Genomic DNA, 10,852 nt, shown 5'->3' with positions numbered 1-10,852 from the left:
CGTATTGCTGAAGGTTAAAACGGAGGAGTTAGTTGGATGATCCAGCACCTGGACTTGTCCGCGCTGTTCAAGACTGACGTCGACGCGCAAGGCATTGCCTACGGCGAAGGCGCGCGCAGCCTGTTCGTCACGCAACTGGGCAGCCGGTGTCCTGACAAGGTCGCCGGACTCGGCATGGGCTACCTTGGCGAGCTCGACAACAGGCGCTACGATGCCCTGCTCGCGAAATTACGCGCTCTGGCTGCGCAACGGGGTGAATTGTCCAACCGGATCGCCATCGTGCAGAGGCTGGCCGAGGGGGCGAAAGGCGACGAAAAAAAGGACCTTGCGGCGGTTGCGGCAAATGCCGGCGCGCTGTTGAAGACGGTCGATGGTTTCGTCGACTCGCTCAAGGCCGGGGAGGCGGACGACAAGAGCCCGTTGTTCAACGCCGCGCGCTACCTGGGCTATGCCTCGCGCACCGAGGGCGCTCTGGTGCTCGACTTCGACCTGCGCCTCGAAGGCATGACGATCGTCAAGGATAATCTGTTCACCGGACAGCATCTGCGGCTGTCCGGCGTGGCCTTCCTGTGGTATCGGTTGCATGAGCCGGACGGGAGGCTGCGGTTGGCAAAGGCGGTCCGCCGGATTACGCCTCCGGTCGAGGTGGATTTGCGGGGCGACGCGGTGGATGGTGAGTTTTGGAACGGGAAGCCGACAGGATTAGATGAGTAGTGTGACTGGTGGCGGGCACAGGGTGCCCAAGCTACGGGGACTGCCCGAAGCGAACCACCTTTTGGTCGATCGCGCCGAAAATCGATTTTCCTTTCTCGTCCAGCATCTCGATCCGGACCGTGTCCCCGAAGCGCATGAACCCGGTCACGGCTTCGCCATGCTCGCTGACTTCCCGGCTGCGTTGCGCCGCAATGGACGCATACCCGCGCGACGCGTCGCGGTCCGACACGATGCCCGATCCAACGATGCTGCCGGCCCGCACGTTGCGTGTCCGTGCCAGATGCGCGATCAGCTGTGCAAGATTGAATGGCATGTCCGCGCCGGCGTCCGGCTGACCAACCAGATGTCCGTTCCAGCTCGTACGCAGCGGCAGGTGGACCTTGGCGTCGCGCCACGCGTCACCCAACTCGTCTGGCGTAACTGCGATGGGTGAAAAGCTGGTCGCCGGCCGGGATTGCGGTAATTCCAGGTTACGCAACGACACTTCGTTGACCAGCATCACCAGGCAGATCTGCTGATGGGCGTCGTCGGGCGTGGCGCCCATGGCCACGTCGCCCGTCACCACCGCCACGCCGGCGCCGAAATCGATGCCCCATTCCTCGTGGGCCACCACGATGTCGCCCATCGGGGCGAGCAGGTCGTCGCTGGCGCACTGGGTCATCCGCGGCGCGTCGTCGATCTGATCGCCATAAGGGGCGCCGACGACCAGCTGGCAGGCGCGCGGCAACGGCGCCATGCAGCGGGCAGGCTCGAAATCGAAGGAGCGGCGGGCACGGCCGGCGTTCAGTTCCACGTACAGCGCGGCGAGTTGCGGCGCGATGAAGCTCCAGTCGTCCAGCGCCGCCTGGAGGGTGGGCACAATGCCGTCCGCGATGTGGGCAGTCTTGAGGTCGCGCGCGACGACGGCCAGCTGGCCGTCGCGCGTGCCGTCGTTGAGGGTGGCGAGTTTCATGGCGGGAACGCTCGGGATCGGGCCGCTATTGTAGTGCAGCGCGGGTATCCCGTCCCGATTCAGAATGTGCCGAGCAGGCCGATCCCTAACGTGTTCTGGTAATAGTTGTAGTCGATCAGGCTTTGCCCGTAGCCCGAGAACAGGTGAGCGTACCCCTTGATGTGTCCCGCCAGCGGAAACGCCCAGCTGAGCTGGACGGCACCACGATCGGTCGAGAAATTGCGCCGCAACAGGGCCGAGTAATCGTTGCCATTGCTGCGATAGGTAACGACGACGTCGCCGCGTCCCAGGTAATCGACGATGTCGCGGTTGTCGTCGCTCGCGGCCGCTTCGTTGATGCGTTTCCACACGCGTCCGACCACGGTCCACCCGGCACGATCGAACCCGACCTGCGCATACGCCCGGTTCCAGGCTCCGCGACAACGTCGACGCCTGACCGTTCGATTGATGCACCAGGCCGAGATTAAGAAAGCGCGCGTTCATTCCCATTACATTGAAATGCAGTGGGGTGACGGCCATCAGCTCGGGTTGATAGTTCGTCTCGCGGAAGGGGCTGGACGCCTCGTGATTGCCGGCTTGCCAAAAGCTGTTCTGGGTATAGCCGAACCACAGATCGACGGGCTTGTCGAAGGCGTTCTCGACGAGCTTCATCTTGAATCCCAACTGGAACACGAGCTCCGAATGCGCGAGGTCGCTCGCCAGGACGTCGAGACGGCGGAACGGCCGGTAGGGCTCGTTGTTGGGATGCGCAGTGCGGGTCAGCATCAGGTAATTCACCTGGTGCTGACGGAAATTGAAGACGCCACGCTTGTGTTCCTGGTCAAGTTCCCAATGATTGACCAGGCTGAAATCCCGCATCTCGGGTGATGCGTCAACTGCGGCGGGCACCGGTGGCGCATCGGCGACGGCTGGCGCAACAGCAGCAGCCGCCGCCGCCGAGGCGGACGCTGGAGCAGGCCGGATTGCCGCAGGCACGAGGACGGGCGTATTCGATGCAGGCGTCGCGGGCCTGGCCGCCAACCTGTCATAGCAGGCAAGGCGCTGTCCGGCATCGGCAATGCGTGCGCATCCGGCCAGGCCCGGACCGGTCTGCTGGGCGACTGCTGGATTAAACGCAAGAAAAAAACCAGGGGCAAGAAGCGGAGATTTGTGGCGAGCATCGTCATCGTTGATATTAATCAGATCCAAGTCAATAAAATATTGACAAGATTCGAATGACGAGTGTCGCGTAAATCTTCTATACATGTCGCACGACAGCGCACTCCCGTGTCTTTTTAATATCAGCCCGGCACCAGCAGCGCCAACTGCGCCTGCTCCAGAAAACACCATTCCCCTTCATGCAACCCCAGCGCCTCGAGCGTCAAGCCCCCGACCTGCGAACGATGCAAGGCCGCGCAATGGTTGCCGGCGGCTGCCAGCATGCGCTTGACCTGGTGATATTTCCCCTGCTCTAGCACAATCTCCAGCTGATGATCGCCCCGCTGCACGCACAATTGGGCGGCCAGCGGCGCCGGCTCGTCGTGCAATTGCACGCCCGACAATAACTGGTCGACCAGCGCCTGGGTGACCGGTTCCTGGGTCGTGGCCTGGTACACCTTGGGAATATGCCGCTTGGGTGAAGACTGCGCATGAATGAACGGGCCGTCATCCGACATCAGCAAGAGGCCTGTCGTGTCGTGGTCGAGCCGGCCGACGGGTTGGACGTCGCGCCAGGTGAACTGTTCCGGCAGCAAGGTCAGGACGCCGGGATGGTGGCTGGGCTTGCGCGAACACTCGAAGTTGGACGGTTTGTACAAGGCAATATAGACGTGCTCGCGATACGTCCACTCCTCGTCGAAGACGGTCAGGACGAGGCCCTCCGTTTCCACCAGGGTCTTGTAGTTGTCGTAGACGTCGCCGTTGATCGTGACGTCGCCGTCCTCGATCAAGGCCCGGCAATACTTGCGCGTACCAAAGCCTTGCGACTGGAGAACGCGGTCGAGGGATAATTTACTCATGGGGCGAGACTGTAGCAGAAGGATTGCAAGCGTCAAAGTTCAGTAATGCAGGGGTTTCAACTCGAAGCAAGAACTCGTTTGACACATCTCAAGAATTGACTGCGTCCCGTTGATACACTGAAACCTGATTAGGAATCGACCTACAGTTACTGAGTGTAGGACTAAAGGTGGGCCGCACCATCTGGCACATCAGATCGAAAACCCCCAACCACGAGGCAAAAGTGCAGATCGAAAAAAAGCAGAACCACAGCACCCCCTCTTCGTTTGCAGCCAAAAGCAGCGGAACGAAGGTGGCCCAGGAATATGCAGCAACTTTCCCAACCCGGCTTGCGCTGGCGCGCTGGACGCGCGGTGGCGACATCCCGCATGTGCATTGTTTCGAACACCAGTTACCGATGCGCGCCGCATGGTATGAGCAGGCACAACGCCGCTTCCAGGCATGGCTAGAGTCCGGCGGCTTTCATGAGCCGGAGCCCGGATCTCTGGATAGCGTCATCGCCGACACGCCACAGGAAGCCGGCACGAAGACCCTCCTCAGCAGGAAGTTCGTCGTGCATGGCGGTCCGCGCTCGGCCTCGCGGGCGGCGGACACCTCGTCCGGCAACCTTCCATCCACGTCGCCCGCCCAGCATGCCGCACCGGATGCGAACGGCCCGGCCCTCGAAGGCGACGACACGCATCACCGTCAGGATACGTCCGGCATGACGCCGCCTTTGCGCCCTGGCATGCAATCGTTTTCAACTGGATCTGGGGACACCCGAAAATGAAAACGACGGCGTATGCCGTCGTTTCCTTCCCGATTGGGACTCCAGCTTGAGGAATTGAATTCTCTCGAAACCGCACGGATGCGGGTCTGAAGCGGTTCCGACAACGACAGGAACAGGCTGATTTCCATGTCGTTTGCGCCGAAACAGCTACACACCAACTATAGACTACCGCCCGTAAGTTTCAAGCCAAATATTGAGACTGGGCTTTGTTCGATGCTCGTGCTCAGCGCAAGCTGGGCACGGGCCCCCGGTAGATCGAGTGGACCGCACCGGCCCCCACCGACGCGCCAAATTTCTTCAGCACCCGTTCCGGCAAGCCTTCGTGTGCCGTGTAATCGATGATGTCTTCCGCCTTCACGACGTCGCGCGCGACCGTGTCCACGGTACCGAAACCATCCGCCAGGCCCATCTCGACCGCCTTTGCGCCGGTCCAGTAGAGACCGGAAAAGATATCCGGCGTTTCCTTCAGGCGCTTGCCGCGGCCGGCACGCACGACGGCAATGAATTGCTCGTGGATCTCGTTAAGCATCTCGAGTGCATGCTGCTTCTGCTTGTCGGACTGCGGGCTGAACGGATCGAGGAAACCCTTGTTTTCGCCGGCCGTCAACAGGCGCCGCTCGATGCCGAGCTTGTCCATCAGGCCCGTGAAGCCGAAACCATCCATCAGGACGCCGACGGACCCGACGATGCTGGCCTTATTGACATAAATCTTGTCGGCCGCCGCTGCGATGTAATAGCCGCCCGACGCGCAGATCTCGTCCACGACCACGTACAGAGGCTTGTTCGGATAGCCCTTCTTGAGGCGCTGGATTTCATCGACGATGATGCCGGCCTGCACGGGGCTGCCGCCCGGGCTGTTGATGCGCAGGACGACGGCCGCCGAGCCCGGATCGGAAGACGCCTTGTTCAGTGACGGAATCACGGTGTCGGCCGCGCCGCTGCCCTCGTCGTCGATAGCGCCGTCGATCTCGATCAGTGCTGTGTGGCGGCCTAGTGCATCGATGTCCGAACTGCCGAAGTTGAAATCGAAATACGCCCAGATCGCGAAAAATGCCAGCAAAAGAAAGGACAGTTTGAAGAAGATGCCCCAGCGGCGCGCGGCACGCTGTTCGCGCACGGTGGCGAACACGAGCCGCTCCAGGGTCTCCGCGTTCCCAATTGTTGAAAGTTGCCGGAGCGGCCGCTCGGTTGTCGTTCGGATTGTCATTCCTGGTGTTGTCGCTCATAAATGCCTGGTGATGGTTACCCCGTGTGGCTGTCGGTCACGCCGGTTTATCTGCCCTGGTGCCGGCGGGCGGATGTGCTGGTCCGGCCTCCAGTAGATGTGGTCGTCGGCCTCGCGCACGACGATCGGCCGCAGCTTGCCGCCGCGGCAAGGTCCACCCGCGCAAGCACCACTTTCCGGTGCGTAGATCGCACCGTGCGTCGAGCACATGAGGTAAAGCTTGCCCGACTCGAAAAACTCGCCTTTGGACCAGTCGAGTTCGATAGGCACGTGGGCGCAGCGGTTCAGGTATGCGTAGACCCTGCCCCGAAAGCGCACGACGAAACCCGTCGCGTCCTCGCCAAACGCGCGCACCGGAAACCGGATGCCCTTGCCGCCATCCTCGACGGTGGCCGATTCGCAAATATAGACGTCTTCGGTATCGCTCATGCGTTCTCGACCAGCCACTGATGCAGCTCGGGCACGTTCTTTGCCGTAAAGACCGGATGACATGCCTGCAATTGCTGGACCGGATGCGCGCCGTATTCGACGGCAATGCCGGAAGCGCCGGCATTGTTTGCCATAAGCAAGTCATGCGTCGTGTCGCCGATCATAACGGTACGCCGCATATCCTGGCCGAGTTCCCTTGTCAATTCTTGCAACATTGCGGGGTGCGGTTTGGAAAATGTCTCGTCCGCGCAACGGGTCGCATCGAACACGGAAAGCAGGCCCGCCGCGTTCAGGGCGCGGTTCAGGCCGACCCGGCTTTTGCCAGTCGCAACCGCCAGGAAATAGCCCTCTTGGGACAGTTCGTCGAGCATTGTCCGCACCCCCTTGAACAGGACCAGTTCATGGTCTTTCGTCAGGAAGTGGTAGCGATAGCGCTCGATCATGCGCGGGTGCATGGCCGGATCGATGTCCGGCATGACGGCTTGCATGGCTTCGCCCAGGCCGAGGCCGATCACATGCGAGGCCGCGGCGTCGCTCGGTACCGCCAGGCCCAGGTCCTTGGCGGCGGACTGTATACATTTGACGATGGTGGCGGTGCTGTCCATCAGCGTTCCGTCCCAGTCGAAGACAATCAGATCGAATTGCTTTCTTGCCATGTCTTGCGGCGCTCGTGGCGCCGGCTCCTCATTTCCGCCTGCAAGAACCCAGGCCCGCCGGCAGGATCTGCCGCTGGCGGGACCGGGTTCCCGGTTGGCGCGTTATCGATTGGTGGTGCGTGCTTTGACTTCTTGCGCTGGCCCCAAGCTTACCAAGAAACGGTCGCATTCCGCCGGCAACGGGGCCTTCAAGGTCATCGGCTGGCCCGTCTCCGGATGCTGGAACGTGATCTGGTACGCGTGCAGGAACATCCGGCGCAATGCGCCGCGCGTGTCGGTTGCCTTCTGAAGCTGCTTGTCGGAGTGCAAAATCGCCGTATTTCTCGTCACCGAGGATCGGAAAGCCGGAGCACGCCAGGTGCACGCGGATCTGCTGCGTGCGCCCGGTCTTGAGCTTCCGCCTCGAGCAGCGCGTAGTCCGGCCACTTGCGCAGCAAATTGAACACGGTGTGCGATTCCTGGCCGCCGGCTCTGCACGACGACGCGACGCTCGCCGTCCGGCGTCGTGTATTTATGCAGCGGCAGCTGACGTGCTGGCGTCGATTACGCCAGTCGCCCGCGACCATGGTCAGGTAGCGCTTGTCGGTCTTGCCGTCACGCATTTGCTCGTGCAAGCTGGCTCAGCGCGGAACGTTTCTTTGCGAGCAACAGCAGTCCGGACGTCTCGCGGTCCAGGCGGTGCACCAGTTCCAGGAATTTCGCATCCGGCCGGGATGCGCGCAATTGTTCGATGACGCCATACGACACCCCCGAGCCGCCGTGCACGGCCACGCCGGCCGGCTTGTCAATCACGAGCAGGTGGGTGTCTTCGTGCACGATGCGGAACTCGGCCCCGGGCACCGGGCGGCGCCGACAGGCTTCTCGGCCATGCGCACGGGCGAGATGCGGACGATGTCGCCCGTCGCCAGGCGGTACAACTGATCGATACGACCTTTGTTCACGCGCACTTCGCCGGAGCGAAGGATGCGGTAAATGTGGCTTTTCGGGACACCCTTGCAGACGCGCAGCAGATAATTATCGATGCGCTGACCTGCTTCTTCCTCGGTAATTGTGACAAACTGGGCGGTGGCAGCGGGCGGCTATCTGTCTGTGATGAAGGGGGAACAACATCGTTTTGCAAGGTCATTCGCTTTGTCTTCCCAGAAATTCTCTCTAAGTCCTTCATTTTGAATATATAATCGACAGGCGGCGGTCAAACCTCTGCTGGTGTAAGAATTAAAACGATATTTTACACAGGGGCGTCTCCATCGGCCCCGCCAAAATGCAAATTCGATGGAAAAAAACGGAATCCCAAAAAATCGTCGCAAGCGGCAGCGGTCGCGGCATCGCAGCGACAATGCGAACGCGCAGCGGGTTTGGCGGGATTCCTAGACGTGTACGCACATTCCTGTGCGAACCTGGGTTGCACCGCAGTTGCAACCGGGTAGCCGTACAGGATGCAGGATTGGATTGTTTGGAATTGTAAGGATAAGTACCGGCAAGCCGGCCCGACGGTCGGCTCGCGGTGATGGTGTCGATAACGCTTGCCGCTTCGCCCGACCCGAAGTTAGAACCTCGAAGCCGTCGTGAGCGGTAGCAGTGTTGTTGGAGACAGTGATCCGGGAAGGTCATGCGGGTGCGCACTGCGCATCGCAATCTTCAAGGTCCGGATCGCGCACCCCGGCAGCATCGCATCGCCCGGCTGTTCCAGGGTTCCACAGGCAGCAGGCCCGGCTTGGGATCAAGGCTGATATTCGCCTGATTCGCAACCGGGTATGCATGCCGACTGAAAGTCTGGCTGCGTCGCACCGCTTGCCTGCCCCTGCGCCGCCCCGATCGGGCCGCCCGGGCCGAGCAAGACGTTCGTGCGCGCGGCAATTACGTTCGACGCCACTGCGCCCTGTGGCCGGCAATGCCGTGCCACACCCCGGGCATACCACCGCCAACACTCCCTTCCCGCGTACATCCCTGTACTTGCGCCGTTCTGTACTTCTGTACAAGACGGCATGAAACGGCCCACGGGTCGCGGAGTTTATAAAAATGAAACGTATGTTGTTTAACGCTACGCAGCAAGAAGAGCTGCGCGTAGCGATTGTCGACGGCCAGAAACTGATCGACATCGATATCGAAACCGCTGGCCGTGAGCAGCGAAAATCGAATATCTACAAAGGCGTCATCACCCGCATCGAACCCTCCCTCGAGGCCTGCTTCGTCAGCTACGGCGAAGAGCGCCACGGTTTCCTCCCCTTCAAAGAAGTTGCGCGCACCTATTTCCGCGACGGCGTCGACGTGCGGAATTGCACCATCAAGGAAGCCCTGCGCGAAGGCCAGGAAATCATGGTCCAGGTGGAAAAGGAAGAACGCGGCAACAAGGGCGCGGCCCTCACCTCGTTCATTTCGCTGGCCGGCCGCTACCTGGTCCTGATGCCGAACAATCCGCGCGGCGGCGGCGTGTCGCGCCGCGTCGAGGGCGAAGAGCGCCAGGAACTGCGCGAGACGATGGACAAGCTGGACCTGCCGCAGGGCATGTCCGTCATCGCCCGCACGGCCGGCATCGGCCGCAATGTGGAAGAACTCCAGTGGGACCTGAACTACCTGATGCAGCTGTGGCGCGCGATCGAAGGCGCCGGCAAGTCGGCGCCGGGTCCGTTCCTGATCTATCAAGAATCCTCGCTGGTCATCCGCGCCATCCGCGACTATTTCCAGCCTGACATCGGCGAAGTCCTGATCGACACCGACGAGATCTTCGACCAGGCCCAGCAGTTCATGAGCCACGTGATGCCCGACATGGCGCACCGCGTGAAGCGCTACACGGACGACGTTCCGCTGTTCTCCCGTTTCCAGATCGAACACCAGATCGAGACCGCGTATTCGCGTACCGTCCCGCTGCCGTCGGGCGGCGCGATCGTGATCGACCACACGGAAGCCCTCGTCTCCATCGACGTCAACTCGGCGCGCGCGACGCGCGGCTCGGACATCGAGACCACCGCCTTCAACACCAACTGCGAAGCGGCCGACGAAGTGGCCCGCCAGCTGCGCCTGCGCGACCTGGGCGGCCTGATCGTCATCGACTTCATCGACATGGAAGTCGCCAAGAACCAGCGCGAAGTGGAACAGCGCCTGAAGGATGCCCTGCACCATGACCGTGCACGCGTCCAGATGGGCAAGATCTCGCGCTTCGGCCTGATGGAACTGTCGCGCCAGCGCCTGCGTCCGTCGCTGTCCGAAGGTTCGCACGTGACGTGCCCGCGCTGCTCCGGCACCGGCCACATCCGCGATACCGAATCGTTCGGCCCTGCAAGTCCTGCGCATCATCCAGGAAGAGGCGATGAAGGAGAACTCGGCCGCGATCCACGTCCAGGTCCCGGTCGACGTCGCCGCCTTCCTGCTGAACGAAAAGCGCGGCGAAGTGCTCAAGATCGAGACGCGCCATCGCATCACGGTCATCCTGGTCCCGAACAAGCACCTGGAAACCCCGCACTACAAGCTCGAGCGCATCAAGCGCGACGATCCGCGCCTGGACGACGACGCCGCCAGCTACACGATGGCCGAATCGGCCGACACGGACATGGCCTTCGCCAAGCGCCAGAAGGAAGAAGCCAAGCCGCGCCAGGAAGCCGTCGTCAAGACCATCACCCCGGCCCAGCCGGCACCGCTGGTCGAGCGCCAGCCGGCCAAGCCGGTCGAAGCGCCGGCGCCCGCCCCTGCTCCGGTCGCCGCTGTTCCAGTCGCACCGGCCGCGGAAGACGGCTTCTTTGCCAAGCTGCGCAATTTCTTCTTGGCCGTCCGGCCCCGATCGCACCGCCGCCTGCTCCGGCAGTCCCGGCCAAGCCCGCTGAAGCGGCTCCGGCCGCCGGCGAACGCGGCGACCGCAATGGCCGCGGCCAGCGCGCCCGTGGCGGCCGCAACGGCACCGGCACCGGTAAAAACCGTGCCGAGCGTGAAGACCGCGAACTGAAATCCGCTGGTGCCGAGGATGGCGCCAAGCCGGTCGAGGCGGAAGGCAAGCCGGCACGTCCGCCGCGCCCTCCGCGTCAACCGCGCGAAGCCCGCGAACCGCGCGAACAGGCCGCCGCCACGGCGGACGGCCAGCCGCAAGCGAGGTGCTGGATCATCCAACTAACTCCTGGTTT

The 10,852-nt window shown here is 62.2% G+C and carries 7 protein-coding genes and 4 pseudogenes; 3 read left to right on the top strand and 8 right to left on the bottom strand.

Going from position 1 to position 10,852, the window contains the following annotated elements; all coding sequences use genetic code 11:
• Positions 1-36 precede the first annotated feature (36 nt).
• Positions 37-714 (top strand): hypothetical protein, encoded by a 678-nt coding sequence (locus tag ACWNCF_RS01265; RefSeq protein ID WP_449405727.1) that lies wholly within the window; start codon positions 37-39, stop codon positions 712-714.
• 31 nt (positions 715-745) lie between these two features.
• On the opposite strand, the gene ACWNCF_RS01260 is transcribed toward ACWNCF_RS01265, so the two are convergent.
• From ACWNCF_RS01260 to ACWNCF_RS01245, 4 genes and pseudogenes are all read right to left on the bottom strand, one after another.
• Entirely contained in the window at positions 746-1,666 is a 921-nt protein-coding gene (locus ACWNCF_RS01260; RefSeq protein WP_449405729.1) for a fumarylacetoacetate hydrolase family protein, read from the bottom strand.
• 59 nt (positions 1,667-1,725) lie between these two features.
• On the bottom strand, positions 1,726-2,028 hold the full coding sequence (locus ACWNCF_RS01255; RefSeq protein WP_449405728.1) for a phospholipase A: 303 nt from the start codon (positions 2,026-2,028) through the stop codon (positions 1,726-1,728).
• Positions 2,029-2,140: 112 nt separating this feature from the next.
• A pseudogene (locus ACWNCF_RS01250) lies at positions 2,141-2,524 on the bottom strand (phospholipase A); the annotation flags it as partial.
• Between the two features lie 422 nt (positions 2,525-2,946).
• The gene (locus tag ACWNCF_RS01245) at positions 2,947-3,663 is read right to left on the bottom strand and encodes a pseudouridine synthase (RefSeq protein ID WP_449405726.1); all 717 of its coding nucleotides are present in this window, start codon (positions 3,661-3,663) and stop codon (positions 2,947-2,949) included.
• A gap of 167 nt (positions 3,664-3,830) precedes the next feature.
• Here ACWNCF_RS01245 and ACWNCF_RS01240 point away from each other — a divergent pair, with 167 nt between their 5' ends.
• Positions 3,831-4,430, top strand: a complete 600-nt coding sequence (locus ACWNCF_RS01240) for a hypothetical protein (RefSeq protein ID WP_449405725.1) — start codon at positions 3,831-3,833, stop codon at positions 4,428-4,430.
• A gap of 223 nt (positions 4,431-4,653) precedes the next feature.
• Here ACWNCF_RS01240 and ACWNCF_RS01235 read toward each other — a convergent pair.
• The 4 genes and pseudogenes from ACWNCF_RS01235 to ACWNCF_RS01220 form a co-directional block, all read right to left on the bottom strand.
• A pseudogene (locus ACWNCF_RS01235) lies at positions 4,654-5,656 on the bottom strand (S49 family peptidase).
• The gene (locus ACWNCF_RS01230; protein ID WP_449405724.1) at positions 5,653-6,084 is read right to left on the bottom strand and encodes a Rieske (2Fe-2S) protein; all 432 of its coding nucleotides are present in this window, start codon (positions 6,082-6,084) and stop codon (positions 5,653-5,655) included. Before ACWNCF_RS01230 ends, ACWNCF_RS01235 begins: the two are co-directional and overlap by 4 nt.
• Entirely contained in the window at positions 6,081-6,740 is a 660-nt protein-coding gene (locus ACWNCF_RS01225; RefSeq protein ID WP_056443673.1) for an HAD-IIIA family hydrolase, read from the bottom strand. The genes ACWNCF_RS01230 and ACWNCF_RS01225 overlap by 4 nt, the downstream gene beginning before the upstream one ends.
• A gap of 102 nt (positions 6,741-6,842) precedes the next feature.
• Positions 6,843-7,789, bottom strand: a pseudogene (locus ACWNCF_RS01220) (RluA family pseudouridine synthase).
• A gap of 970 nt (positions 7,790-8,759) precedes the next feature.
• On the opposite strand from ACWNCF_RS01220, the pseudogene ACWNCF_RS01215 reads away from it, so the two are divergent.
• Positions 8,760-10,852 (top strand): annotated as a pseudogene (locus ACWNCF_RS01215) (Rne/Rng family ribonuclease); the annotation flags it as partial.

It is taken from the genome of Massilia phosphatilytica (assembly GCF_977014125.1).
This window is presented reverse-complemented; position numbering and strand designations above follow the sequence as displayed.